Source organism: Duganella sp., assembly GCF_039595735.1.
Lineage (GTDB): Bacteria > Pseudomonadota > Gammaproteobacteria > Burkholderiales > Burkholderiaceae_D > Rugamonas.
In genome coordinates this window covers 145,826-169,569 of record NZ_JBCNLB010000001.1, presented here as the reverse complement: position 1 = coordinate 169,569, position 23,744 = coordinate 145,826, and the positions used below count along the sequence as shown (strand labels likewise).

Genomic DNA, 23,744 nt, shown 5'->3' with positions numbered 1-23,744 from the left:
ATGCTTGAGAAATCTCAATACGCTCCCCCAGAAACCCAAACATGAAATGCAAAAGCAGCAGGCATTTGCGTATCAGTTTTGATTAACCCGGTTTTGAGAAATATCAATTGTGGCAACCGGATGTCCAAATGTCAGAGCTGACCCCGAATTCAGGCGGTGACGATGCTGCGGTAGCGGCTGGGGGCGGCGCCGAGGGCGGCCCGGAAGCGATGGCTGAAGTGGCTCAGGTCGGCATAGCCGCAGGCGTCGGCAATTTGCTGCAAGGGCTGGTCGGTGGATTTCAGCAGCACGCGCGCGTGCTCGATGCGGCGCGCGGCGATCCAGGCCGACGGCGACATGCCGAATGAGACTTTGAACATCCGCACCAGGTGGAACTCCGACAGGTTGGCCAGCGCCGCCAGCACGCCCAGCGTGATGCTGTGCCCCAGGTTCGCCTCAATGTAGTCGGCCAGCCGCCGCCGCACCACCGGCGCCAGGCCGCCGCGCACGCGCGCCTGCTGCAGCGGCGCCGATTGCGCCAGCAGCAGGTGGCTCAGCGCCTCGTGCGTGACTTCGTTGGCACGCAATTGCGCGTCCGGTCCGTCCCACGGCATCCTGGCCAGGGCCGCACACAGGTGGGCGATGCGTTCATGCTCAAAGTAGGTGCGGTCGGCCAGGGTCAGTTCGCGCGGTTCGCGGTCCAGTTCCACCACCGCGCGCCGGGTGAAGTGCTGCGGCAGGAAGTAGATGTGCATGAAGTGCATTTGGCCGCGTACCGTCCATGAGGACTCGTGCCAGTCCGGCAAAGTGCACAAGCGTTTCGGCGCACCGTACAATCCCGGCAGCGAAAGACGCTCGGTCCGATGGCCGCCGTCCAGGTAGTAGGACAGCGTGTGGTGGCCCGGCTGGTTGTAGCTGGTCTCCGCCACCGGCGTGTCGCGCCGCCAGATCGCCAATGCCAGTTCATCGCCCAGCCAGACAAAGCGCTCCAGTTGCGCCTCGGTCTCCGACATGGTCTTGAACACGGAATGCGACAGTTGCCCGTCCGGCAAGGCGGACAGCAAGGTCGCGGGCAGGTTGTGGGCACGGGAAGACATGGAGAAAGTCTAGCACGCAGCGCCCGCACCGCGCCGGCCCCTGCCGCGATATGCGCAATTTCAGACAAGTCGCCACGCCGTGCGGCCGTCATGCTGGCGACACTATGAATATCTTCCTCTACCTCCTCACAGTCCTGATCTGGGGCACGACCTGGATCGCCATTACTTTTCAACTGGGCGTGGTGCCAGCGCCGGTGTCGATCGCTTACCGCTTCTGGATTGCCGCCGCCTTGCTGTTCGCCGGCCTGCTGCTCACGCGCCGCCAATGGTGGCCGCCGCGCCAGGCATGGCCTTATCTGTTCGCACAAGGGATCGCGCTGTTTTGCCTGAATTTCCTGTGCTTCTATTACGCCAGCCAGTGGGTCACCAGCGGACTGGAAGCGGTGGTGTTTTCCACCGCGCCGCTATGGAACGCCATCAACGGCCGCATCTTCCTCGGCCGTCCTATCAAGCCGCAGGTGATGCTGGGCGCCCTGCTGGGCCTCGGCGGCATCGTGCTGCTGTTCGCGCCGCAGATGGCCGGCCACTGGCACGACAGCCATACGCTGCTCGGCCTCGCGCTGACGCTGGGCGGCACGTTGTGCTTCTCGTGCGGGAATCTGCTGTCCAGCCGCATGCAGTCCATGCAGCTGGGCCTGACGCCTTGGCTGACCAACAGCTGGGCCATGCTGATCGGCTCCACCACGCTGGGCGTGGCGGCGCTGGCCATGGGCATGCCGTTCACCATCGATCCCGCGCCGCGTTATCTCGGCGCCCTGCTCTATCTCGCCATCCCCGGCTCGGTGATCGGCTTTACCGCTTACCTGATGCTGGTCGGCCGCATCGGGCCTGACCGCGCGGCCTATTCCACGGTATTATTCCCCATCGTAGCGCTGACCATTTCGACCATTTACGAAGGCTACCATTGGACACCGCCGGCCCTGTGCGGGCTGGCGCTGGTACTGGCGGGGAATCTGCTGGCGTTTCTGCCGCCGTCCCTGCGCGCCAAACTGATGGGAGCCGCATAGACCAGGAGATCGCATGAACCGTATCGGCCTTTTCGCCGCACTGGCCCTGAGCCTTTCCGCCCACGCCGCCGACAAGCCGGCCGACACGGTCTACCGCAACGGCTACATCTACACCGTGGACGCAAGGGACAGCGTGCAGCAGGCGCTGGCCGTGCGCGGCGGCCGCATCGTTTATGTTGGCGATAACGCTGGCGTGAAGGCGCTCACCGGCAAGAAGACCGAGGTGATCGACCTGCAGGGCCGCATGCTGATGCCCGGCCTGATCGACGGCCATATGCATCCGCAGTCGGGCGGCAGCCGCCTGCTCAACTGCAGCCTGAATTACGAGTCGCTGACGGTGGCGCAGTTCCAGTCGCGCATCCAGGCTTGTCTCGACAACGACAAGAAGTCCGGCTGGCTGATCGTGGTGAACTGGTTCCAGCAGGGGATGCAGCCGGATGGCGTGGAAACCACGGCCGCCATGCTGGATGCGCTGAAGACCGAGCGCCCGATCATCGTGCGCTCCTCGTTCGGCCACTCGGCGCTGCTGAACTCCAAGGGCATCCGACTGGCGAAGATCGAACGCGACACGCCAAACCCACCGGGCGGCATCATCACGCGCGATGCGCAAGGCAACGCCACCGGCCTGCTGGAAGACGCCGCGCAGGACCTGGCCATGAATCTGCTGCCGCCGCTGACGGTGGCGGAGAATCTGGCCGCGTCCAAGGCGGCGCTGGCGGCCATGCGCCAGCAAGGCATCACTACCTTCCTCGATGCCTACACTGATCCGGAAACAATGACTGCCTTCACCGATCTGCAAAAGCAGGGCAAGCTGACGGCGCGCGCGCATTTCGCGGTGCTGATCGATCTGGACAAGGGGGCAACGCCGCAAAGCGCGGTAGCGGATTTGCTCAAGCAGCAGAAGCAGTTCGACCAAGGCCCGACCAAAGTGGCGCCGTCGATGCAGGTGCGCCACGCCAAGCTGTTCATGGATGGCGTGATCTCGGCGCCGGCCTTCACCGGCGCCATGATCGAGCCTTACCTCGTCAACAAGGGCACGCCGGAGAAGCCGGACTGGCAACCCGGCCCGCACAATGGGCCGGCCAGCTATTTTTCGGCCGAGTCGCTGCGCGCGACCTTGAAGGAGCTGGCGCGCGCTCATATCGATCCGCACGTGCACGTCGACGGCGACCGTGCCGTGCGCGAAACGCTGGACGCCATCGAAGATGTCCGCGCCACACCGGAGGGCAAGCGCATGCGGCCCGCGCTGGCGCATGATGAAATCGTCGCGCCGGAAGATTACGCGCGCTTCGCCAGGCTGGATGTGACGCCGGTGCTGTCCTTCCAGTGGGCCAAGCCGGCGCCGGACACGGTCGGCGCGCTGAAGGATTACATGGGGCCGAAGCGTTACGCGCTGGTGGAGCCGCAGGCGCTGCTGCTCGATGCCGGCGCGCGCATCGCGTATGGCAGCGATTGGCCGGTCGATCCGCTGGATGAATGGTTCGCGCTGAAAGTGGGCGTGACCCGCACCGCCGCACCGAGCGCCGGCAAGGAGTACCAAGGCCGGCTGACCGATCAACCCGGCCTGCCGCGCGCCGCCGCCCTGCGCGCGATCACGCTCAACGCGGCCTACACGCTGCGCCAGGAGACGCTCACCGGTTCGCTGGAAGTGGGCAAGCTGGCGGACCTGATTGTCCTTGACCGTAACTTCTTCACGATACCGGCCGAGGATATCGCCAACATCAAGGTGCTGCAGACCATGGTGGGCGGGAAAATCGTCTATCAGTCGAAAGGCATGCGGTAAGATAGCGGCCTTTGTGTAATAAGACGCGCCATGACATTCGCCATTTCCCTGTTGATCATCATCGCCACGGCAGCCGTGGTGTACGCGATCATCAAGACCAATCCGAACAAGCCCAAGCCATTGCCGCTGCCCACCGGCGTGCCGTATGAGCCCAGGCTGCCGGACACTGCGCCTGCGGTGCACTGGTCGGACGGTGGCCGTTTCATGGTGGAGGTGATGACGGAGTCGCGTTATCAGCCGGCGCTGCAAGCGCTGGCGGGCGAGCATGGCGACCAGGCAGCCGCCACGCAGTATGTGGCGACGCTGATGCCGGATGATCACAACGCTTACGAGAATGCCGCCGTGGCGGTGTTTATCGAAGGCCGCATGGTGGGCTACCTGTCGCCCAAGGCGGCGCTCCAGCTGCGCGAACTGCTGCGCAAGAGGGAAGCCAAGGGGCAGCTCAGCACCTGCGATGCGCAAGTGCGCGGCGGCGCGCTGTGGGAAGGCAAGCGCCTGCAGTATGTGGTGGTGCTGGACGTGGAGCCGCTGGAGAAATGATGGCGTGCCTGGTCCGCCAAGCCGCAGCGTTGACCGCCGCCGCGCTCACCGCCGCGTCGCCGTGGGCTGCCGCTTCCGCCGATGAGGCCGCGCCAGCGCCCGGCGGCGCGCAGCAAGCTGCCGTTGCGCCGCTGATTGTGCACTACAACGAACGCCCGCCGCATCACTACACCGAGCGCGGCATGGCGCAAGGACCCGCCATCGCCAGGGTGACCGGAGCGCTTGCCGCTGCGCGCATTCCCTATCGTCTGCGCAGCACGCCGGCCAAACAGCAGTTGATCATCCTGCAGAAGAACGCGGCGCCGGCCTGCATGCTGGCGTGGGTGGATCTGCCGGGACGCGACGGCAAGGGCAAACTATCGGAAAAAATCTACGATGAGCGCCGCCTGTGGTGCACCAGGGCGACGCCGGATGAGACGATGCAGCGCCTGAATGCGGCGCTGCTCAAATGATTACTTCCTGGTGAACACCAGATCCCACACGCCGTGTCCCAGCTTCAGGCCGCGGTTCTCAAACTTGGTCAGCGGACGATAAGCCGGTTGCGGCGCATAGCCGTCGGCGGTGTTCTGCAGGCCCTCTTCCGCACTCAGGACTTCCAGCATCTGCACCGCATAATCTTCCCAGTCGGTGGCCAGGTGGATGTAACCGCCCTTTTCCAGCTTCTGCACCAGCTGCTGCACAAACGGCGCCTGGATCAGACGGCGCTTGTTGTGGCGCGCCTTGTGCCATGGGTCAGGGAAGTAGATATGCACGCCATGCAGCGAACCGTCCGGGATCATGAAGTTCAGCACCTCCACCGCATCGTGCTGGATCGCCTTCAGATTGGTCAGCCCCTGCTCGTTGATCAGCTTGAGCAGGCTGCCCACCCCCGGCGTATGCACTTCCACGCCGATGAAGTCCTTCTCCGGCATCACGCCGGCGATGTGCGCCGTGGTGCCGCCCATGCCAAAGCCGATTTCCAGCACCACCGGCGCCTTGCGCCCGAACGCCTGCTCATAGTCCAGCGGCGCCTTGCTGTACTCGATCAGGAACTTCGGTCCCAGCTCTTCCAGCGAACGCGCCTGCGCCGTCGACAGGCGGCCGGCACGGGTCACGAAACTGCGGATGCGGTGTTCGGTCGGGTCGTACAGCATCGGCCGCGCTGGGCCGTCTTTGGGCGTATCGGAAGACATGGGCAGAATCGTCATAAATTATTTGAGGCGGCATTATATCAGGCTTAACCTGTGGTTTTTCCAAATCGATTGACACTCGCAGACAGTTGAGGTCTAATCGTCACCTGAGGCGTGAAATCGTTTTCAAACGTAGCAATGCCCTCCCAACGATCCTGACAAACTTATTAAAAAAATGACCGATTTCACGCAATTCCCACCCTCGTTCACTTGGGGCGTCGCCACCAGCGCATTCCAAATTGAAGGCGGCGCCAGCGCCGACGGCAAAGGCCCGTCGATCTGGGACACCTTCAGCCACACGCCGGGCAAAGTCATCGACGGCACCAACGGCGACGTCGCCTGCGACCACTACCACCGCTACCCGGAAGACGTGGCCATCATGGCCAGCCTGGGCGTGGATGCCTACCGCTTCTCGATGGCCTGGTCGCGCGTGCAGCCGCAAGGCAAAGGCGCCTGGAACGAGGCCGGCTGGGACTTCTACGACCGTCTGCTGAAGGAACTGGAAGCCAAGGGCATCGCCGCCCACATCACCCTGTATCACTGGGATCTGCCGCAAGGCCTGCAGGATGAAGGCGGCTGGCTGAACCGTGACACCGCCTACCACTTTGCCGAGTACGCGGCCGAGGTGGCACGCCGCTTCGGCAACCGTGTGAAAACGATTGCAACCCACAACGAGCCATGGTGCACCGCCAACCTCGGCTACGGCAACGCGCAATTCGCGCCGGGCGTGGCCGACCTCAAGCAATCGATCCAGGTGTCGCACCACCTGGTGCTGTCGCACGGCCTGGCCATGACCGCCATGCGCAAGGTCGGCAGCTCGGCCCAGCTGGGCATCGTGCTGAACCAGTGGACCGCCGATCCGGCCACCGACAGCGACGCCGACAAGGCCGCCGCTGAATTCGAATATTCGCGCTCGGTCGAATGGTTCATGGACCCTATCTTCAAAGGCAAATATCCTGAGTACGCGCTGAAAGTCCACGGCGACAACGCGCCGGTGGTGCAGGACGGCGACCTGGCAATCGCCCACCAGAAGATCGACTTCCTGGGCGTGAACTACTACTTCCGCGCCTTCTGCTCGACCGAAACCCCGCCGCGCCAGCCGGAGTGCAAGCTGGGCAAGACCGACATGGGCTGGGAAATCTACCCGGACGGCCTGACCGAGCTGCTGCTCAAGCTGCACGCCGCCTACGAGCTGCCGCCGATCTACATCACTGAAAACGGCATGGCCAATCCGGACACCGTGATCAACGGCGAAGTGCCGGATGAAGCGCGCATCGATTTCGTCAAGCGCCACCTGAAGGCCTTGAACGACGCCCGCCTGCAGGGCGTGAACATCCAGGGTTACTTCCTGTGGTCGCTGCTGGACAACTTTGAGTGGAACTCCGGCTACGCCAAGCGTTTCGGCATCGTCCACGTGGACTACGCCACCCAGAAGCGCACCCTGAAGCACAGCGCGCTGTGGTATCGCGACTATCTGATCCAACAGCGTCCGCAAAAGACCGCGCACGCCGCCTGAGCAACGCAACCGTAGTACCGCCGCCGGCCTTCGTGCCGGCGGCATCCGTTCAAGCCGGCCGCAGAGCTGGTGCTACACTCCACCGAGAACGACGAGGACGACACTATGACCACCGCGCAATCCACCGTGCAGAACGAGCCACAACCGCCGCAAGACCAGCAGTCGCCGGGCGCGGCGCCGCCATCGCTGTTGCGCGCCATGTTCGCGCGCGGCACGCCCATGCTGTGGGTGCCGAGCGGCTACTTCGCCATGGCCCTGACCTACATGATGCTCACCAGCGTGACGTCCATCATGTTCAAGAACCTCGGCATGGACAACGGCCAGGCCGCGCAATACGCCAGCTACCTGATCCTGGCATACACCATCAAGCCGCTGTTCGCACCGTTTGTTGAAATGTACCGCACCAAGAAGTTCTTCGTGCTGGCCGCGCAGCTGATCGTCGGCGTCGGCTTTGCCGGCGTGGCGCTGGCGATGTCGCTGCCGGACTACATGGTCATCATGGTGTTCCTGTTCGGCGTGCTGTCGCTGGTCGGCGCCACGCAGGACATCGCCTCCGACGGCGTCTACGTCACCGCGCTGGACAGCAAGACGCAGTCGCTGTTCTGCGGCATCCAGAGCCTGAGCTGGAACATCGGCCCGATCGTCGCTTCGGGCGGCATGGTGTACCTGAGCGGCTGGCTGCACACCCATTACTTCAAGCACCAGGCCGGCACCTTCGGTCCGGAATGGATCGATTCGTGGCGCATCATCTTCTTCATCGTGGCCGGCATCACCATCCTGGCCGCGCTGTGGCATATGCGCGTGATGCCGGAAGGCGCCAAGGCCGAGAATGCGCCGAAATCGGTGGCCGAAGCGGCCTTCATCCTCAAGGATTCCTTCATCACCTTCTTCCAGAAGCGCGACGTCTGGCTGATGGTGGGCTTTGCCTTCGTGTTCCGCCTGAGTATCGGCCTGCTGGAAAAAATCGGCCCGTTCTTCATGGTCGATCCGGTGGCGCAGGGCGGCCTTGGCCTGTCGAACGAGATGCTGGGCCTGATCTACGGTACCTACGGCCTGATCGCCGTGCTGCTCGGCTCCCTGTTGGGCGGTATCTTCGTGGCGCGCCGCGGCCTGCAAAAGACCCTGTTCCTGCTGTGCTGCGCGGTCAACATCCCGAACGTGACCTTCCTGCTGATGTCGATCTACCAGCCGACCAACCTGGTGGTGATCTGCGCCGGCGTGGCGATCGAGAAGTTCTTCTTCGGCTTCGGCTCGGTGGGCTTCATGATCTACCTGATGCAGCAACTGGCGCCGGGCAAATACACCACCACCCACTACGCCTTCGGCACCGGCCTGATGGGGCTGTGCATGATGGTGACCGGCGTGGTCAGCGGCCACCTGCAACAGCTGCTGGGCTATGTGCACTACTTCTGGCTGGTGATGGCCGCCACCATTCCATCGTTCCTGGTTACGTGGTTCGCACCGTTCCACCACAAGGAGTAAGCGGGAACCAGGCAGCCCGCAGGCGCATGCATGGCTGCTCGACCAGACGGTAGAGCAGCCAGCCGCCCGCCACCCCGCTCAGCATGACCACGGCGATGCCGGGCGCGCCATGCTTGTCGATTCCCATCCCCTCCGACACCACCTTGAACAGCGGCTTGTGCGCGAGATAGATCGCATAAGACCACAACGCCAGGCTTGCCGCGCCGGGCACGCGCACACGCCCCATCGGCCCCAGCGCCGCCAGCACCAGCAGGCCAAAACTCATCGACAGCAGCGTGAAGCCGAACGCGGTGATGAACAGCGTTTCATCTTCAAAATGCGCCAGCAGCCAGGCGCTCATCGCCAGTCCCGCCGCCAGCAGCAGCCGGCCGTGGCGCAGGATGCGCTCATACAAGGGCTGGTGGTAGTGCTTCAACATGGCGATCGCCACACCGGGCAGCAATTCGTCAAAGCGCGCAAAGCTGGAGTAGTACAGTTCCTGCGAAAACGGCGTGCGGCCGTCGCTCCATGCCTGCGCGCGAAAGGCGATGGCGGCGCACACCGCCAGCGCCAGCGCCAGCCACGCCCAGCGCGGACGCCGCAGCAGCAGGAAGGCCAGCGGCAGAATCAAATAGAACTGCTCCTCGATGCACAGCGACCATGAGTGCGTGAAGGTCTGCCCGTATTGCAGGCCGAAGTTCTGCGTGAAGGTCAGGAAGCGCCACAGCGGCGCGGTGGCGCTGCCGCCCAGCGCTGCCGGAAACAGCCAGTACGCCGCCAGCACCACGTAGTAGTTGGGCAGGGTGCGCAGCAGGCGGCGGCCAAAGAAGGTGGCCAAGGGCGCACGTTGCGCCACGATCTGATTGCCGATCAGGTAGCCGCTCAGCACAAAGAACAGGTCGACGCCGGCCCAGCCGATGCGCCCCACCTGACCAAAGTCGCTGCCGCCGGCCACCACGCCGTAGTGGTACATCAGCACCAGCACGATGGCCAGCGCGCGCAGGGTGTCCAGGCCATGTATCCGCGAAGTCATGATTTCCTTTCTGTGAGGGGTGAGAGCGGCAATTCTGCCGCCGCCGCGCGGCTGCGGCATGCGCGGTGGGACGAAAGCCGGAATCGGCGTGACGCACACCGCCAAAGCGCGCAAAGCCCCCTGCTATACTCGCTGCCGATGAATACTTCCCCGGTCTACGCCGCCGCCAGAATGCTGGTGCTGAACGTGCTGGCGTGGATCGCGATCAGCGCCGTCGGCGCGTATGGCGCGGCCACCGCCAGCGGCTACCTGCGCCTGTGGCAGCAATGGTGCATCGACTATGTGCCGATGATGCTGCTCAGCTCCGCCCTGTGCCTTGCCTTGCTGCGCTGGCCGACGCTGTTTGAGCGGCGCCGCAATGTGATCGGCTTCTTCATCGTGGTGATGGTGCTGTTTCAGCCGCTGCAATGGCTGTATGTGGACTGGGTGCGCAATGGCGCCGATGCCATCAACCTGCAAAGCGTGTATCAGGCGCGCCTGCGCATGCGGCGCTTCAGCTGGTTCATGACCGGCGCCACCTACGCCATCATTGTCGCCATCGGCAACTGGCGGCTGGCGCGCACGCGCGAAGTGGCTTTGCTTGAGATGTCGCTGGCACTGGAGCAGCAGCGCATGCTGGCGCTGCGCGCACAGCTGGAGCCGCACTTCATCTTCAATGCGCTGAATGCCATCAGCGCCCTGGTGCGCGATGGCGACAAGGCGGTATCGCTGCAAGGCATCAGCCGCCTGAGCGACTTGCTGCGCTACGCGCTGTCGGCCAGCCTGCGCGATGCCGTGCGGCTGGCCGAAGAGCTGCAATTCGTGCAGGACTACACCGACTTGCAGCGCCTGCGTTACGGCGAGCGCCTGCACATCCGGATTGACTGCGATGACCTGCAACTGCACGAAGCCCTGTGCCCGCCGCTGCTGCTGCAACCGCTGATCGAAAACGCCCTGCGCCACGACCTCGATTGCCACGCTGGCCGCAGCGATATCCGCGTACAGATCACGCGCGACGGCGAAACGCTGCGCATTACCGTCTCCAATCCGGTCAATGCCGAAGCCCCGGCCAATCCCGGCACCGGGCTGGGATTGAAGAACACGCGCGAGCGGCTGACGATATTCAGCCCATCGGCCGCGCTGCACGCCGGGCGGCGCGGCCAGCGCTTTTACGCGGAAATCCAGCTGCCATGGGACTGATCCGCTACCTCATCGTCGATGACGAGGCACCCGGCCGCACCAACCTGCGCCTGGCGCTGAGCGCGCATCCGGACTGGCAACTGCTGGCGGAATGCGACAGCGCGGCCGCCGCCCGCGTTGCGCTGGCCAGCACGCCGGCCGAGGTGATTTTCCTCGATATCCAGATGCCACATGAATCGGGTCTGGCGCTGGCGCGTGAACTGAGCCGGCTGGCGGCGCCGCCGCTGATCATCTTCGTCACCGCCTACAACACGCACGCGCTGGATGCGTTTGAAGTGCACGCGCTGGACTATCTGCTCAAGCCCATCGACGACCAGCGTCTGGCGCAGGCGGTGACGCGCGCTGCCGCCATGCTGGCCTACCGCCACGGCGACGGTTATCGCAACGCGCTGCGCAACTACGCCGCCGTCACGCAGCCGGCCCACGCCGAGGTGCTCAGCGTGCGCTCGGTCGGGCATATCGAACAGATCCGGGTGTCGGACGTCCTGTGGCTGCAATCGGCGGGGAATTATGTGGAACTGCATCTGGCCGCGCGCACGGTGCTGCACCGCATGCCGCTCAGCCGCCTGGAGCGGCTGCTGGCGCCGGCCGACTTCCTGCGCGTGCACCGCACCGTGATCGTGCGGCGCGACCAGCTGCGCCGCTTGTCGGCGCTGGGCGACGGCCGCTACCAACTGGCGCTGGCCTGCGGCGCCCAACTGGCCGTCAGCGAGCGCTATGTGCGCGAGCTCAAAGCCTGTATGTGATCAGCTCAGGCTTCGCCGGTGAGGGAGCGCAAGTCTTCCTCGCGCACGCGGCGCTCGGGCGCCAGCACGCGGGCGATCACCTGCGGATTGAGCCCCATGTTTTGCAACAGCTCTACCGCGCCGGGCGTGCCGACATCACGCTGCACCTGCAACGCCTGACGGACGATAAAATCATAGGAATGCCAGCCAGCGGTATCCGACGTTTGCGGCCGCTGGCGCCTGTCGTGCTCCGGTTTCATGACGTACTCCTCCTTGTTACACCGGCCTAGGGTAACGCAAGATCGGCCCGGACAGGCGTACGGTACGCTTATTCCTTGCCGGGGTCGTGCGACAGCACCACCTTGTAGCCCTCCGGCGCCACCGAGGTATCAAAAGGATAGTTGGCGAGATTTTGCTGGTCCAGCATGCCCAGCCTGATCAAGATGGTATGCGGCAGTTCCTTGCTGCGCCCCTCCAGCAGGTTGACGGCCGCGTTGATGGCCACCCGCGCCTGGCTGACGCCCTTGGTGTCGGCGGCCGCCGCGATGTCCTTGCTGCGCACCAGATGGGCGATCTCGCTGGTCAGATCGTAGGCCACCACGCGCACCCGCTCGTCCAACCCGGCCGCCTTCAGTGGTCCCAGCGCCGCCGGCGCGCAGCCGGTGCAGCCGAGGATGTAATGGAGGCGGTGGCCATGCCGCGCCAGGATGCGCCCGGTCAGCTGCGCTTGCAGGCCACGCTCGCTGTCGCCGTAGCGGATGTCGAGGATGTTGACCCCGATCGGCGCCTCCTGCGCGGCAATCCGGGTGCCATCCACCTCGCCCTTGACCCAGCCGGCGCCCATCGGCCCTGGCAGCAGCGCGATATTGATCGACTTCAGGCCGCGTTGCTGGGCGTCGCGGATCGCCCAGCGGGTCGCCTCCAGCCCCATCGCGCGCAACGAGGTGGTGACCTTCAGATTCAGGTCGTCGCTGCGGCTGTCGTTGGCCAGCTCCAGCACCGGGATGCCGGCCGCGCGGGCGCGCGCGATCGAGTGGTTATTGGCCGTCATGCTGATCGGCGAAATCACAATGGCGTCGTACCTGGCGGCGATCGCCTCGTCCATCTTTTGCAGTTGGCCTTGCAGATCGTCGTAGCCGGTGGCGGGCAGGATGTCGGCCACCACGCCCAGCCTGCGCGCCTCGCTGATCACACCATAGGCGCAGCCGCTCCAGTAAGGATCTTTCAGATGCGGGAACAGGAAGGCAATGCGCCAGCGCTTGCTCGCGTGCGCAGCCGGCGCGTAGTGGCCCGGCACCACGCGGCCGCTGGCCAGCGCGTCATCGGCGGTGCCGTTGGGCTGCAGCGGGCGAAAGATCGACTGCACCGGAATCGGCGCAAACCTGGCCGTCTGCTGCGCCAGGGCGGACGCGCAGCATGCTGCCAACAGGGACAAGCTAAGGATGAGCTTCTTCATGGTCAGGGCCTGTGTTTGTCGCCGCACGCGGCCGGCGTGCGCGCTGCGCTATCGCCCAACGGCACCAGCACGCCGTTGCGCGCGCCCAGCCGCGCCAGTTCGCCCGAGCGCACCATCTCGTTGAACAGGGCGTTGTAGCGGTCGCGCACCGCGCTGAATCTGGGATCGCGCGGGAAGGCCAGGTAGCCATCCAGCTGCGCGATGTCGGGGCACAGCACCGTCAGCGACTCGCCCAGGTGCAGGCTGTCGATCAGGCCGGTGCTGTTGCGTTCATTGGAGGCCAGCAGGTCGACCCGGCCGACGGCCAGCATCTGCAGGCCGTTCTCCAGTTGCGGCACTTCGCTGACATCCAGCTGCGGGCGCACCAGATCGAACTGCGCACCATAATGCCAGCCGCGCACGGCGGCGATGCGGCGCGACTTCAGCGCCGTCAGTTCGCCGCGCCACGGCAGCTCGGTATCGCGGCGCGTGTAGAACACCATGCGGTCGCGGTAAAACGCCTGGTCGAGGAAGGCAAAGCGCAGCAGCCGTTCCGGCGATTTGTAGGGGCCAATCAGGATGTCGGCCTGCGCCCGCTCCACCATCGCCTGCGCGCGCGGCCACGGGTACTGCTGGAACAGGATGGTGTCGCCGGCGCGCGCCGCCAGCGTGCGCAGCACGTCCACGCCCAGTCCCTGCCACTGGCCGTCGGCGCCCTGCTCGAAGATGCGGCTGAAACTGGCGCCCACCGCCACTCTCTGCGCCGCATGGCCGGCCTGCGGCGCGCTTGCGCCTACAACGGCGGCCAGCAGCAGAAGAGAGGATATCTTTCGCATAGTGGCTTCATACTAGCACGAGCTATCGCAAATGCTGACGCAGGAATGCCACGCTGGCTTCCACCGTCGGCTGCAGCCAGGGGTCGAACAGCCAGAACGAATGCGGCGCGTCGGGCAGCAGCAATTTGTCACTGGCCACGCCGGCCTGTGTCATCCTGGCCATCATTTCCTCGCGCCCGGCCGAGAAGCGCGGCTGGCCGCTGCCGATGAACAGCATGGCCGGCATGCCGGGACGCACATAGCGGATCGGCGAGGCTTCACGCCACAGCGCGGTTTTCTCGGCATAGCGGCCGCCGAACCAGGCCCCGGCGGCGGAGGGATTTTTGTCCGGATCGTCCTCGTACTTAAGCGCCAATTCGCTGGTAAAGTCGGACAGCCCGTCGATATTGATCACCGCCTTCACGCCTTCCCCGGTCACGCCGGCCAGCGCGGCGATCTGGCCGCCGGCCGAGCCGCCGGCCAGCGCCACCCGTTCGGGATCGATGTGCAGCGCGGCCGCATGGTCGCGCACCCAGCGCACCGCCGCCTGCACGTCCTGCACCGCCGCCGGATAGCGCGCCTCGCCGGACAGGCGATAGCTGACCGTCACCGCGGCAAAACCCTGCTGCGCCAGGCGCAGCGCCATCGGCACGAACTCCGAGCGATAGCCCGACTTCCAGCCGCCGCCGTGCACCAACACCACCACCGGCAGCCGTTCGCCGGCCGGCAGATAGGCGTCGAGTTTCAGGCAGCGCGCGCCATGCTGCGCATACACCTGGTCCGCCAGCTGGCGCACGCCGGCCGGCAGCGCCGCATCGGCAATGCGGATCTGCGGATATGCGCGTACCAGCTTGTCATAGGTATGCGCGGCATCATAGGTATTGGCGGGATCGGGCGGCGGCTCCACGCAGGTCAGCGCGGCGGCAAGAACAGAAGTCAGTACAGGCATCGACACCTCGGCAAAAACAGTCGCCAAGAGTATCGCATAAAAAAAAACCCCTCGGCCGGTGAAGGCGCGAGGGGTGTAAGACCACAGACAACACTGGACTACATGAAAAACTCTTTGCTTAGAACGAGCGGCCCACGTTGATGCCGAAGGTACGTGGCGGCAGGTACTGCGCCTGCCACGGACCGTTGGCGTTCATGGCGCTGGTCTTGATCTTGCCGTCTTCGACGTTGCGGACGAAGGCGTCGAAGTACCACTTCGAGTTGGCGTCGTAACGCAGACCGATGTCGGTACGGTTGTACGCTTTCTGGCGATCCGGCTCACCCAGGTTGAACACGCTCAGCCAGCTGGACGTTTCGTAGTGGGTGCTGATGCGCGGGATCAGCGTGCCGTCGGCCAGCGCAAAGCTGTGCTGGTACTGCAGCTGGGCGCTGAACTTCGGCGCGTGCGGCATGGTGTTGCCGGTCACATCCAGGCAGGTGCTGATGCCGGCGATCGGGCAGGCTGGCAGCGTGTAGTCGTTACTGCCGCCGATCAGGTGCTTCAGCTCGGCATGGGTGTAGGCGGCGGTGAACTGCACGCGGTCTTCCGGCGTGATCTTGGCGGCAATCTCGGTTTCCAGGCCCCATACCGTCGCGCCTTCGGCGTTGTTGGTGGCCAGGCCGCGGGTGCCGTCAGGATTGGTGACCGGCGCGCTGAACTGGAAGTCCTTGAACTTCGAGTAGTACGCCGAATTGTTCATACGGACTTTGCCACCCAGGAAGGTCGACTTCGAGCCGATCTCGTAGTTGGTCAGCGTCTCGGAACCGTAAGGACGGCCGCCGTCCTGCAGGCCGCCCGACTTGTAGCCGGTCGATACCGAGGCGAACACCATATTGTTCTTGTCGATGTCGTAGGTCACGCGCGCCAGACCGGTCAGCTTGTTGTCGCTGTAGCTGCCGCTGTTGAACGAGTACGGGGTGAAGCCGTTGTTGCCGCTAGGGACCAGCGGGTTCATCGACGGGCTCACCGGCACTTGCGGCACGGTGTCGTAGTTGCTCCAGCCGTTGCCCAGACCGCCGATGTTCTCGCGCTTGTCCGAGGTGTAGCGGAAGCCGCCGGTCAGGTGCCACTGGTCGCTGACGTTCCAGGTGGCCTGGCCGAAGGCGGCTTTCGAATCCACGGTTTCCTTCGGCTGGATGAAGGAACCCTGCCAGCTCACGGTGCCGAGCTCGGTGCCGTTCATGATCGGGATGTCGAAGCGGATGCCGTTGTCTTCATTGGCGTAGTACAGACCCAGCAGCCAGTCGACTTCACGCTTGCCGGTCGACATGATTTCCAGCTCATGGCTGTAGTTGGTGTACTTGGACCAGACCGTGTTGTTGGCCTGGTAGCCGGCATTGCCCGGGCCGCCCACGGTGGTGAAGCTGGTGGCCGGATTGGCGCCGCCATCCTGGTCGAAGGTCGAGGAACCGTTGAAGCGCGAGTAGCCGGCGATGTAGGCCAGCGCCACATCGTTGTTGATCTGGTAGTCGACGCGGCTGCGTACCGAGTTGGAATCACGGTTGACGTTGGGCGCGGTGTCGATCAGCGCCGACCAGAATTCCTGGCCGGGACGCTGCTGCTGCAGCAGGTTCATGTTCGGGGTGCCGCGGTCGATGTAGTGCTCGTATGCGATGTTCCACTTCAGGTCAGCCGATGGCTGCCACAGGAAGCCGACGCGCACTGCGCTCTGGTCCTGGGCGTTGTACTTCTGGCCGTTGCGGATGTAGCTGTTCTCATTGATCGGCTTGAACCCGATCGGGTTCAGCGGATGCGCGGCGTTCCAGGCGGCGATCGCCGGCGCGGCGGCGGCCTGCTGGGCGACCAGCGATGGAATCACCGGCGCCTGGTAGTCGACGTAGCCGTCGTGCTGCTCATGCACCACCGACACGCGCATGGCCATGGTGTTGCTCAGCGGGATGTTGAAAGCGCCGCGTGCGCCCAGGCGGTTGTAGTTGCCGTAGCCCAGCTCGAAGTTGCCGGCGTTGCTGCCGATTTCCGGCTTCACGGTCTGCATGTTGACCGCGCCAACGGTGGAGTTACGGCCCCACAGCGTGCCTTGCGGGCCGCGCAGGACTTCAATCGCTTCCAGGTCGAACAGCAGCGCGGTCGCGCCTTCCGGACGCGGCGAGTACACGCCGTCGACGAAGGACGCCACTTCCGGGTCGGCGTACTCGGTCTTGGCCGAGTCGTTGCCGATGCCGCGCAGGGTCATGGTGATGACGCCGTGGTCGCCCTGGCCGGTGGCCGAGAAGCCCGGCACCAGGTTCACCACGTCCTGAATGGTCTGGACGTGGTTGTCATCCAGTGCGGCCGAATTCAGCGCGGTCACCGCCACCGGGGTTTTCTGCAGCGAGGTGGTACGCTTGGTAGCGGTAACAAACACTTCGGTGATTTTACCGGCTTCCGCCGGTGTGGCCTGTTCAGCGGCCGGCGTAGCGGCGGCGGCCTGGGCTTCTTCTGCGTGAGCTACATTGGTGCCGGCCACCAGGGCGAGGATGGCCATAGAAATGGGGGACAGCAGCAAGCGCTTCCCGGACTGCGGTACGTGGACGTTCATAAGTCTCCTTTGCGTAGCGATCGCCGAGGGGGGAGGCGGTGCTACCATTTATCGTGGAAAACGATTTCAAGTTCTGTGAAAACGATTTCAATTTTTCTGAAAACGTTTTCTGTATTTGTGAAATCGATTTCATAGTACATAATTCCGATCACCGATGTCAAATTAAAAATTGTTGCAGCGTTGTATCGCCGGCCTCTTCCTTTAGCCGGAGCCCTGCTTACGGAGACTCTTCATAGTATGAAAACGTTACCAAAAAACGGCGTTAAAAACGTCCTGATCGTCGGCGGCGGCACCGCCGGCTGGCTCACGGCCTGCTTTTTGGCCAAACAATTGGGCACCGGCGCGGATGCCGATGCGGTCAACATCACGCTGGTGGAGTCGAAAGAAATCGGCATCATCGGCGTTGGCGAAGGCACCTTCCCGTCGATCCGCGGCACCCTGGCCACCATCGGCATCGATGAAGCACGCTTCATCCGCGAATGCACCGCCACCTTCAAGCAGGGCATCCGCTTCAACCACTGGGTGCGCGCACCGGGCCAGCCGGGCGCCGACCACTACTTCCACCCGTTCAGCCAGCCCAGCCAGCGTCCGGGCGGCCCGGAACTGCTGCCCTACTGGCTGCAGGGCGCGGCCGGCAAGGACGTGGCGTTTGCCGCTGCCGCCACCATGCAAAAGCGCGTGGCCGACGCATCGCACGCACCCAAGCGCCCGGCCGACGCCGACTTCATGGGGCCGCTGAACTACGCCTACCACTTCGACGCCGGCAAATTCGCCGCCCTGCTCTGCACCCACGCGCAATCGCTGGGCGTGAAGCATGTGCAGGCCACGGTGGAACGGGTGGCGCTGGACGCGGACGGCGCCATCGGCGCGGTCCACACCAGGGAGGCAGGCGCGCTGACGGCCGACCTGTACATCGACTGCACCGGCTTCCGCGCGGCCCTGATCGGCGAGGCGCTGGGCACCTCCTTCCGCAACATCAACGACGTGCTGTTTGTGGACCGTGCGCTGGCCATGCAGGTGCCGTATGAGCAGCCGGATGCGCCCATCCCCTCCTACACCATCGCCAGCGCGCACGAGGCCGGATGGACCTGGGACATCGGCCTGCATGAGCGGCGCGGCATCGGCTATGTGTATTCGAGCCGCCACACCGACGACAGCCGCGCCGAGGAAATCCTGCGCCGCTACATCGGCAAGGAGGCGGAAGGCCGCAATCCACGCCAGCTCAAGCTGAACGTCGGCTACCGTGATCAGCACTGGGTCAGGAACTGCGTGGCGGTGGGCTTGTCAGGCGGCTTCCTGGAACCGCTGGAATCGTCCGGCATCGGCCTGATTGAAACGGCGGCGTATCTGGTCAGCTATCTGTTCCCGCACGATGGCGACTTCGAGCCAGTGGCCAAGGTGTTCAACGAGATGATGAAGGCGCGCTACGAGCGCATCGTCGATTTCGTCAAGCTGCACTACTGCCTCACGCAGCGCAAGGACAACCAGTTCTGGATCGATAACGCCGATGCGGCCAGCATTCCGGATACATTGAAAGAGAAGCTGGCCATGTGGCGCAAGCGCGCGCCGCACCGCATGGACTTCGTGGTGGACTATGAAATGTACCCGCCATCGAGCTGGCAGTATGTGCTGTACGGGATGGAGTATCCGACCGACCTGTACGCCAACGGCAAAACCCTGCCGCGCACCGAAGAAGCGCGCAAGGAGTTCGCCATGATCCAGCAAATGTCGCAGCGCGCGCTGGCCGATTTGCCGAGCCACCGCGCCATGGTGCAATACCTGACGCAGCGCGCCGAACGCAAGATCGCCTGATTATGCGGGCCTGTTCGCCGCGCCCAGTCTGGCGCTGGCGGCGATCAGCAGCATGAAGCAGCCCAGGCCGCCAAAGGCCAGGCTCAAACTGGTGGCATGCGCCACGAAGCCGATCAGCGCCGGCCCGGCCAGGATGCCGGCGTAACCCAGCGTGGTCACTGCCGCAATCGCCAGGCTGGCCGGCATCGCGTGCTGATTGCCGGCCGCGGTGAACAGGATGGGCACCACGTTCGACGCGCCCAGTCCCACCAGCACAAAGCCCGCCAGCGCCAGCGGCACGCCCGGCGCCAGCACCGACAGGAAGAAACCGGCCGCGCCGCACAAGCCGCCCAGCAGCAGCACACGCTTGCCGCCCAGCTTGCGCACCACGCGGTCGCCGGTCAGGCGGCCCAGCGTCATCGCCACCGAGAATGCCGCATAGCCGATGCCGGCGCGGCTGGCCTCCAGGCCCTGCCCGGTGTTCAGCAGCACCGCGCTCCAGTCCAGGATCGCACCCTCCGCCAGGAAGGACAGGAAGCACAGCGCGCCGATGAAGATCACCGCGCCGTGCGGCATCACGAACAGCGGCCCCTCGCGCGCCGGGCCATCGGTGCCATGCAGCATATTCGGCGCCGCCATTAACAGCAAGGCCGCCACCAGCAGCACGATCACGACGGCCGACATGGTCGGCGTCAGCCCGCCCCACAGCATCAGCGCCATCAGGCCGGCGCCGATAAAGCCGCCGGCGCTGAACAGGCCATGGAAACCCGACATCAGCGAACCGCCGCTTTCACGCTCGACGATCACCGCCTGCACATTCATCGCCACGTCCATGGTGCCGATTGACGCCCCCACCGCAAACAGCGTGGCGCCCAGCAGCAGCGGCGTTGGCGCAAACGCCAGCCCCGGCACGAACAGGCAGACCAGCGTTCCGGACACCAGCATGACCAGCCGGCAGCCGAAGCGCGCGGTCAGCATGCCGGTCAGCGGCATCGCCATCAGCGAGCCGCCGCCAAGGCACAGCAGCAGCAAGCCCAGTTCCGCCTCGCCCAACGCCAGCCGCGCTTTGGCAAACGGCACCAGCGGCGCCCATGCCGCCATGGCCAGGCCATTGGCCAGAAAAACCAGACGGGTAGATAAACGTTGCTGCGGTCCGACACCGGTCATGCGCTTGTCTCCATGGATGAGGCCCACAGTATAGTCAATCGCGATCCATATGTGGGCGCACGAACATACCAGCCGCGCGCGCCAGCGCATGATGAACCTCACTTGAATAAAAGGAGCCATCATGCAAACACAAACTCTCCACGCAGGCGTGGCCGGTGCGGCCGCGCCTACCGCTGCCGCCGCCGCGCAGGACGGCGACGGCTTGAAGTCCGGCGTCTCATGGGGCGCCATCCTGGCCGGCGCCGCTGCCGCCGCCGCGCTGTCGTTCATCCTGCTGATACTCGGCATGGGCCTGGGCCTGTCGTCGGTATCGCCCTACGAGTACAACGACAAGCCGCTCGGCACCGCCAGCATCGTGTGGATCGCCTTCATGCAGCTGGCCGCCGCCGGCATCGGCGGCTACATGGCCGGACGCCTGCGCGTGAAGTGGGCCGCCATCCATGGCGATGAAGTGTATTTCCGCGATACCGCGCACGGCCTGCTGACCTGGGCGGTGTCCACGCTGCTGATGGTGGCGGTGGTGAGCGGCGGCGCGCGCGCCGTATTGAGCGGTGCAATCGATGCCGGCAACGCCGTCGCCACCGCAGCGGCGCCGGTGGCCGGCGCCGCCACTGCCAACGCGAGCGGCAACAACGGCCGCGCCAACACCTACTTTGCCGACATGATCCTGCGCTCGCCCAACGGCGAAGTGGCCACCGATTCGCAGCGCAGCGAAGTCAATCGCATTCTGCTGACCGACCTCGCCGCCGGCAAAATCAGCGGCGAAGACCGCATCTACCTTGCCCAGCTGATCGCCAAGCGCACCGGCGTCACGCAGGCGGAAGCCGAACAACGGGTGGACCTGATCTACGCCCAGGCCACGCAGGCAGCGGCCGATGCCAAAAACAAGGCCGCCGCCGCCGCCGAGCAAGCCCGCAAAGCTGCCGCCCATTCGGCCCTGTGGATGTTTGTCGCCCTGCTGCTGGGCGCCTTCGTGGCTGCGGTGACCGCTGTCGTCGGCGGCCGCAACCGGGATCACGCGCGCGTGGTGGTCACGCAGCGCACTATTTAAAACAAGGAGAACACCATGCGCTCGATACTACTGTGGATGCTCGGCGTCCCCCTGCCCATCATCATCCTGATTGCCCTGATCCGTTAAAGCTTTTCCACCTCGATCACAGCCTTCGCAAACGCCTCCGGCGCTTCCTGCGGCAGGTTGTGACCGACGCCGCCGGTGATCAGTTCATGCTTGTACTTGCCGGTGAAACGCTTGGCGTAGGAAGCTGGCTCCGGATGCGGCGCGCCGTTGGCATCGCCTTCCATGGTGATGGTCGGCACGCTGATGTTCGGGAAGGTGGCCAGCTTGGCCTCCAGCGCTGCATATTTGGCCTCGCTCTGTTCCAGGCCGAGGCGCCAGCGGTAGTTGGATACCGTGACCGCCGCGTGGTCCGGATTCTCCAGCGACACCGCGCTGCGCGCATAGGTGGCGTCATCGAAGTTCCACTGCGGCGACGCCAGCTTCCAGATCAGTTTGGCGAAATCCTTGTGATTCTTTTCGTAGCCGATGCGGCCACGCTCGGTCGCGAAGTAGAACTGATACCACCACTGCAGCTCCGCTGCAGGCGGCAAGGGCTGCTTGCCGGCTTCCTGGCTGCCGATCAGATAACCGCTGACCGACACCAGCCCCTTCACGCGCTGCGGCCACAGCGCCGCCACGATATCGGCAGTGCGCGCACCCCAGTCGTAACCGGCCAGGGTGGCCTTGTCGATCTTCAGCGCATCCATCAGCGCGATCACGTCCGCCGCCAGCGCGGCCGGCTCGCCGTTGCGCGGCGCCTTGGCGTCGAGGAAGCGCGTGGTGCCGTAGCCGCGCAGGTGCGGCACGATCACGCGGTAGCCCTGCGCGGTCAGCTTGGGCACCACGTCGACATAGCTGTTGATATCGTACGGCCAGCCGTGCAGCAGAATCACCACCGGGCCGTTGGCCGGGCCCTCATCGACATAGCCGACATTCAGGTCGCCGGCGTCAATCTGCTTGATGGTCTTGAACGTGGGCGGCGCTGCATCGGCAGCTTGTGCATGGCTCACGCCCGACAGGGCAAACACGGCGCCGGCGAAGGCGATGGCTTGGATGGTCTTGTTCATTATGCGTCCTCCAGGATCACGGTAGAAAGGCTGGCGCCATCATTGACGCCGGCATCGAAAGAGTAAGGATCGACGCCGTCGAGGCAGCCGATATTCACGCGCCACAGCAACGGGTCTTTGCGCGTTTGATGGAAGGGATAAATGCCGCAGTGCTTGCAGAAGTAATGCCTGGCCACGCGGGTGTTGAATTGATAGAGGGTGAGCGCATCCTCGCCCTTCACGATCTTCAACTCGGCCGCCGCGAATGGCGGCGACATCAATGCGCCCTTGCGGCGGCACAGGCTGCAGTTGCAACGCGCGGCCGGCGTCAGCACGGTGCGCACTTCAAATTGCACGGCGCCGCAGTGGCAGGAACCGTGATGCAGATCGTTGGACATGATGTGCTCCCCTTTTTCCGGTTAGATCAGCTTGATTTGCACATCGATGTTATTACGGGTCAGCTTGGAGTACGGGCAGGCCTGGTGCGCACCGTCCACCAGCGCTTGCGCGGTTGCACGGTCGATCCCCGGCAGGCTGACGTTCAGGCGCGCGGCCAGGAAGTAGCCGCTGTCGTCGTTGACCAGATCGACTTCCGCATCGACGGCCACGCCGGCCGGCAGCTTCACGTTCAGCTTGCCGGCGGTCAGGCCCATGGCGCCGATGAAGCAGGCCGACCAGCCGGCCGCGAACAGCTGCTCAGGATTGGTGCCGGCGCCGGTGCTGCCGGGCGACGACAGTTTGACGTCCAGGCGGCCGTCGCTGCTGCGGGCCGCGCCTTCACGGCCGCCGGTGGTGTGGGTTTTGCCGGTGTACAGGACTTTGCTCATGGTGAACTCCTTTAAGTGAATTTAAATCGCATTCGATTGAAGCGCATGCGTTGTATATTACCAGCAAATTTTCGCTTGTCAAGCAATTCCGATTAAATCGGATACGAGATATAATGCACCCATCTATCGAAGGAGGTATGTCATGAGCAAACCGAACACGCCGCAGCTGTCGGATTTCCTCTGCTTTGCGGTCTATTCAGCCAACCTGGCCTTTGGCAAGGCCTATAAACCCATCCTGGACAAGCTGGGGCTGACGTACACGCAGTACATCGCCATCATTGCGTTATGGGAAGAAGACAACCAGACCGTGAGCGGTCTGGGCGAGAAGCTGTATCTGGAATCCAACACGCTGACGCCGATTCTGAAGAAACTGGAAGCGATGGGCTACGTCCACCGCGCGCGCGACGCCGCCGACGAGCGGCAAGTGCGGGTCGGCCTGACCGAGGCCGGCCGCGCCCTGCGCGAAAGCGCCCTCCACATGAACCTGCGCGACGCCACCGGCCTGACGCCGGAGGAATTCCCGGTGCTGCAAAAGGCAGTCGTCAAGCTGCGCAACAACCTGGTGAAGGCGGCGCCGGGCAAAGGCTGAG

The 23,744-nt window shown here is 64.6% G+C and carries 23 protein-coding genes; 11 read left to right on the top strand and 12 right to left on the bottom strand.

From position 1 onward, the window contains the following. Positions 1-149: 149 nt before the first annotated feature. Complete coding sequence (locus ABDW57_RS00780; RefSeq protein ID WP_343728298.1) at positions 150-1,076, bottom strand: AraC family transcriptional regulator; 927 nt, start codon at positions 1,074-1,076, stop codon at positions 150-152. A 104-nt stretch (positions 1,077-1,180) separates the two neighbouring features. Here ABDW57_RS00780 and ABDW57_RS00775 point away from each other — a divergent pair, with 104 nt between their 5' ends. From ABDW57_RS00775 to ABDW57_RS00760, 4 genes are read left to right on the top strand one after another with little or no spacing between them, the layout of a single operon-like run. Next, positions 1,181-2,083 carry an EamA family transporter gene (locus tag ABDW57_RS00775; protein ID WP_343728297.1) on the top strand — a complete coding sequence of 301 codons (903 nt, stop codon included), beginning with the start codon at positions 1,181-1,183 and terminating at the stop codon, positions 2,081-2,083. Between the two features lie 13 nt (positions 2,084-2,096). Then, on the top strand, positions 2,097-3,866 hold the full coding sequence (locus ABDW57_RS00770) for an amidohydrolase (RefSeq protein ID WP_343728296.1): 1,770 nt from the start codon (positions 2,097-2,099) through the stop codon (positions 3,864-3,866). A 30-nt stretch (positions 3,867-3,896) separates the two neighbouring features. Further along, positions 3,897-4,406, top strand: coding sequence for a hypothetical protein (locus ABDW57_RS00765; RefSeq protein ID WP_343728295.1), 510 nt, complete (start codon positions 3,897-3,899; stop codon positions 4,404-4,406). Next, complete coding sequence (locus ABDW57_RS00760; RefSeq protein WP_343728294.1) at positions 4,406-4,858, top strand: hypothetical protein; 453 nt, start codon at positions 4,406-4,408, stop codon at positions 4,856-4,858. The genes ABDW57_RS00765 and ABDW57_RS00760 overlap by 1 nt, the downstream gene beginning before the upstream one ends. On the opposite strand, the gene trmB is transcribed toward ABDW57_RS00760, so the two are convergent. Then, positions 4,859-5,539 (bottom strand): tRNA (guanosine(46)-N7)-methyltransferase TrmB, encoded by a 681-nt coding sequence (gene trmB, locus ABDW57_RS00755; protein WP_343729098.1) that lies wholly within the window; start codon positions 5,537-5,539, stop codon positions 4,859-4,861. Positions 5,540-5,750: 211 nt separating this feature from the next. On the opposite strand from trmB, the gene ABDW57_RS00750 reads away from it, so the two are divergent. Continuing rightward, on the top strand, positions 5,751-7,091 hold the full coding sequence (locus ABDW57_RS00750; RefSeq protein WP_343728293.1) for a GH1 family beta-glucosidase: 1,341 nt from the start codon (positions 5,751-5,753) through the stop codon (positions 7,089-7,091). A 198-nt stretch (positions 7,092-7,289) separates the two neighbouring features. Next, positions 7,290-8,573, top strand: a complete 1,284-nt coding sequence (locus ABDW57_RS00745; RefSeq protein WP_343729097.1) for an MFS transporter — start codon at positions 7,290-7,292, stop codon at positions 8,571-8,573. Here the strand turns inward: ABDW57_RS00745 and ABDW57_RS00740 are convergent. Next, the gene (locus ABDW57_RS00740) at positions 8,539-9,585 is read right to left on the bottom strand and encodes an acyltransferase (protein WP_343728292.1); all 1,047 of its coding nucleotides are present in this window, start codon (positions 9,583-9,585) and stop codon (positions 8,539-8,541) included. The two genes, ABDW57_RS00745 and ABDW57_RS00740, sit on opposite strands and share 35 nt — an antisense overlap. A gap of 138 nt (positions 9,586-9,723) precedes the next feature. On the opposite strand from ABDW57_RS00740, the gene ABDW57_RS00735 reads away from it, so the two are divergent. Together ABDW57_RS00735 and ABDW57_RS00730 are read left to right on the top strand one after the other, a co-directional pair. After that, positions 9,724-10,764, top strand: coding sequence for a histidine kinase (locus ABDW57_RS00735; protein WP_343728291.1), 1,041 nt, complete (start codon positions 9,724-9,726; stop codon positions 10,762-10,764). Beyond that, positions 10,755-11,510 carry a LytTR family DNA-binding domain-containing protein gene (locus tag ABDW57_RS00730; protein ID WP_343728290.1) on the top strand — a complete coding sequence of 252 codons (756 nt, stop codon included), beginning with the start codon at positions 10,755-10,757 and terminating at the stop codon, positions 11,508-11,510. Before ABDW57_RS00735 ends, ABDW57_RS00730 begins: the two co-directional genes overlap by 10 nt. 5 nt (positions 11,511-11,515) lie before the next feature. On the opposite strand, the gene ABDW57_RS00725 is transcribed toward ABDW57_RS00730, so the two are convergent. The 5 genes from ABDW57_RS00725 to ABDW57_RS00705 all read right to left on the bottom strand — a co-directional run bounded on the left by ABDW57_RS00725 (position 11,516) and on the right by ABDW57_RS00705 (position 17,266). Then, positions 11,516-11,749 (bottom strand): hypothetical protein, encoded by a 234-nt coding sequence (locus ABDW57_RS00725; RefSeq protein ID WP_343728289.1) that lies wholly within the window; start codon positions 11,747-11,749, stop codon positions 11,516-11,518. A 68-nt stretch (positions 11,750-11,817) separates the two neighbouring features. Then, positions 11,818-12,945 (bottom strand): TMAO reductase system periplasmic protein TorT, encoded by a 1,128-nt coding sequence (gene torT, locus ABDW57_RS00720; RefSeq protein ID WP_343728288.1) that lies wholly within the window; start codon positions 12,943-12,945, stop codon positions 11,818-11,820. Between the two features lie 2 nt (positions 12,946-12,947). Then, positions 12,948-13,760: a transporter substrate-binding domain-containing protein gene (locus ABDW57_RS00715; RefSeq protein WP_343728287.1), complete on the bottom strand. Its 813-nt coding sequence runs from the start codon at positions 13,758-13,760 to the stop codon at positions 12,948-12,950. A 22-nt stretch (positions 13,761-13,782) separates the two neighbouring features. Beyond that, on the bottom strand, positions 13,783-14,688 hold the full coding sequence (locus ABDW57_RS00710) for an alpha/beta hydrolase (protein ID WP_343728286.1): 906 nt from the start codon (positions 14,686-14,688) through the stop codon (positions 13,783-13,785). A gap of 118 nt (positions 14,689-14,806) precedes the next feature. Beyond that, on the bottom strand, positions 14,807-17,266 hold the full coding sequence (locus ABDW57_RS00705; protein WP_343728285.1) for a TonB-dependent receptor: 2,460 nt from the start codon (positions 17,264-17,266) through the stop codon (positions 14,807-14,809). Positions 17,267-17,503: 237 nt separating this feature from the next. Between ABDW57_RS00705 and ABDW57_RS00700 the strand changes: the two genes are divergently transcribed. Further along, positions 17,504-19,078, top strand: a complete 1,575-nt coding sequence (locus ABDW57_RS00700) for a tryptophan halogenase family protein (RefSeq protein WP_343728284.1) — start codon at positions 17,504-17,506, stop codon at positions 19,076-19,078. On the opposite strand, the gene ABDW57_RS00695 is transcribed toward ABDW57_RS00700, so the two are convergent. Then, the gene (locus ABDW57_RS00695) at positions 19,079-20,224 is read right to left on the bottom strand and encodes an MFS transporter (RefSeq protein ID WP_343728283.1); all 1,146 of its coding nucleotides are present in this window, start codon (positions 20,222-20,224) and stop codon (positions 19,079-19,081) included. It abuts the gene before it with no gap. 121 nt (positions 20,225-20,345) lie between these two features. Here ABDW57_RS00695 and ABDW57_RS00690 point away from each other — a divergent pair, with 121 nt between their 5' ends. Then, positions 20,346-21,275 carry a hypothetical protein gene (locus ABDW57_RS00690; RefSeq protein ID WP_343728282.1) on the top strand — a complete coding sequence of 310 codons (930 nt, stop codon included), beginning with the start codon at positions 20,346-20,348 and terminating at the stop codon, positions 21,273-21,275. A gap of 83 nt (positions 21,276-21,358) precedes the next feature. On the opposite strand, the gene ABDW57_RS00685 is transcribed toward ABDW57_RS00690, so the two are convergent. The 3 genes from ABDW57_RS00685 to ABDW57_RS00675 are packed head-to-tail and all read right to left on the bottom strand — an operon-like array spanning position 21,359 to position 23,154. Next, positions 21,359-22,348 (bottom strand): alpha/beta hydrolase, encoded by a 990-nt coding sequence (locus tag ABDW57_RS00685; RefSeq protein WP_343728281.1) that lies wholly within the window; start codon positions 22,346-22,348, stop codon positions 21,359-21,361. Then, positions 22,348-22,725, bottom strand: coding sequence for a GFA family protein (locus ABDW57_RS00680; protein ID WP_343728280.1), 378 nt, complete (start codon positions 22,723-22,725; stop codon positions 22,348-22,350). Before ABDW57_RS00680 ends, ABDW57_RS00685 begins: the two co-directional genes overlap by 1 nt. 21 nt (positions 22,726-22,746) lie before the next feature. Then, positions 22,747-23,154, bottom strand: a complete 408-nt coding sequence (locus tag ABDW57_RS00675) for an organic hydroperoxide resistance protein (RefSeq protein WP_343728279.1) — start codon at positions 23,152-23,154, stop codon at positions 22,747-22,749. Positions 23,155-23,296: 142 nt separating this feature from the next. Here ABDW57_RS00675 and ABDW57_RS00670 point away from each other — a divergent pair, with 142 nt between their 5' ends. After that, on the top strand, positions 23,297-23,743 hold the full coding sequence (locus tag ABDW57_RS00670) for a MarR family transcriptional regulator (RefSeq protein WP_343728278.1): 447 nt from the start codon (positions 23,297-23,299) through the stop codon (positions 23,741-23,743). Position 23,744: the final 1 nt, after the last annotated feature.

What these genes read in the sequence shown, in the direction of transcription:
- ABDW57_RS00750 (WP_343728293.1), top strand. Translation starts at nt 5,751, where the DNA reads ATGACCGATTTCACGCAATTCCCACCCTCGTTCACTTGGGGCGTCGCC.
- ABDW57_RS00695 (WP_343728283.1), bottom strand. Translation starts at nt 20,224, where the DNA reads ATGACCGGTGTCGGACCGCAGCAACGTTTATCTACCCGTCTGGTTTTT.
- ABDW57_RS00710 (WP_343728286.1), bottom strand. Translation starts at nt 14,688, where the DNA reads ATGCCTGTACTGACTTCTGTTCTTGCCGCCGCGCTGACCTGCGTGGAG.
- ABDW57_RS00690 (WP_343728282.1), top strand. Translation starts at nt 20,346, where the DNA reads ATGCAAACACAAACTCTCCACGCAGGCGTGGCCGGTGCGGCCGCGCCT.
- ABDW57_RS00780 (WP_343728298.1), bottom strand. Translation starts at nt 1,076, where the DNA reads ATGTCTTCCCGTGCCCACAACCTGCCCGCGACCTTGCTGTCCGCCTTG.
- ABDW57_RS00730 (WP_343728290.1), top strand. Translation starts at nt 10,755, where the DNA reads ATGGGACTGATCCGCTACCTCATCGTCGATGACGAGGCACCCGGCCGC.
- ABDW57_RS00685 (WP_343728281.1), bottom strand. Translation starts at nt 22,348, where the DNA reads ATGAACAAGACCATCCAAGCCATCGCCTTCGCCGGCGCCGTGTTTGCC.
- ABDW57_RS00670 (WP_343728278.1), top strand. Translation starts at nt 23,297, where the DNA reads ATGAGCAAACCGAACACGCCGCAGCTGTCGGATTTCCTCTGCTTTGCG.
- trmB (WP_343729098.1), bottom strand. Translation starts at nt 5,539, where the DNA reads ATGCTGTACGACCCGACCGAACACCGCATCCGCAGTTTCGTGACCCGT.
- torT (WP_343728288.1), bottom strand. Translation starts at nt 12,945, where the DNA reads ATGAAGAAGCTCATCCTTAGCTTGTCCCTGTTGGCAGCATGCTGCGCG.
- ABDW57_RS00675 (WP_343728279.1), bottom strand. Translation starts at nt 23,154, where the DNA reads ATGAGCAAAGTCCTGTACACCGGCAAAACCCACACCACCGGCGGCCGT.
- ABDW57_RS00745 (WP_343729097.1), top strand. Translation starts at nt 7,290, where the DNA reads ATGTTCGCGCGCGGCACGCCCATGCTGTGGGTGCCGAGCGGCTACTTC.
- ABDW57_RS00740 (WP_343728292.1), bottom strand. Translation starts at nt 9,585, where the DNA reads ATGACTTCGCGGATACATGGCCTGGACACCCTGCGCGCGCTGGCCATC.
- ABDW57_RS00775 (WP_343728297.1), top strand. Translation starts at nt 1,181, where the DNA reads ATGAATATCTTCCTCTACCTCCTCACAGTCCTGATCTGGGGCACGACC.
- ABDW57_RS00765 (WP_343728295.1), top strand. Translation starts at nt 3,897, where the DNA reads ATGACATTCGCCATTTCCCTGTTGATCATCATCGCCACGGCAGCCGTG.
- ABDW57_RS00735 (WP_343728291.1), top strand. Translation starts at nt 9,724, where the DNA reads ATGAATACTTCCCCGGTCTACGCCGCCGCCAGAATGCTGGTGCTGAAC.
- ABDW57_RS00705 (WP_343728285.1), bottom strand. Translation starts at nt 17,266, where the DNA reads ATGAACGTCCACGTACCGCAGTCCGGGAAGCGCTTGCTGCTGTCCCCC.
- ABDW57_RS00715 (WP_343728287.1), bottom strand. Translation starts at nt 13,760, where the DNA reads ATGCGAAAGATATCCTCTCTTCTGCTGCTGGCCGCCGTTGTAGGCGCA.
- ABDW57_RS00725 (WP_343728289.1), bottom strand. Translation starts at nt 11,749, where the DNA reads ATGAAACCGGAGCACGACAGGCGCCAGCGGCCGCAAACGTCGGATACC.
- ABDW57_RS00700 (WP_343728284.1), top strand. Translation starts at nt 17,504, where the DNA reads ATGAAAACGTTACCAAAAAACGGCGTTAAAAACGTCCTGATCGTCGGC.
- ABDW57_RS00680 (WP_343728280.1), bottom strand. Translation starts at nt 22,725, where the DNA reads ATGTCCAACGATCTGCATCACGGTTCCTGCCACTGCGGCGCCGTGCAA.
- ABDW57_RS00760 (WP_343728294.1), top strand. Translation starts at nt 4,406, where the DNA reads ATGGCGTGCCTGGTCCGCCAAGCCGCAGCGTTGACCGCCGCCGCGCTC.
- ABDW57_RS00770 (WP_343728296.1), top strand. Translation starts at nt 2,097, where the DNA reads ATGAACCGTATCGGCCTTTTCGCCGCACTGGCCCTGAGCCTTTCCGCC.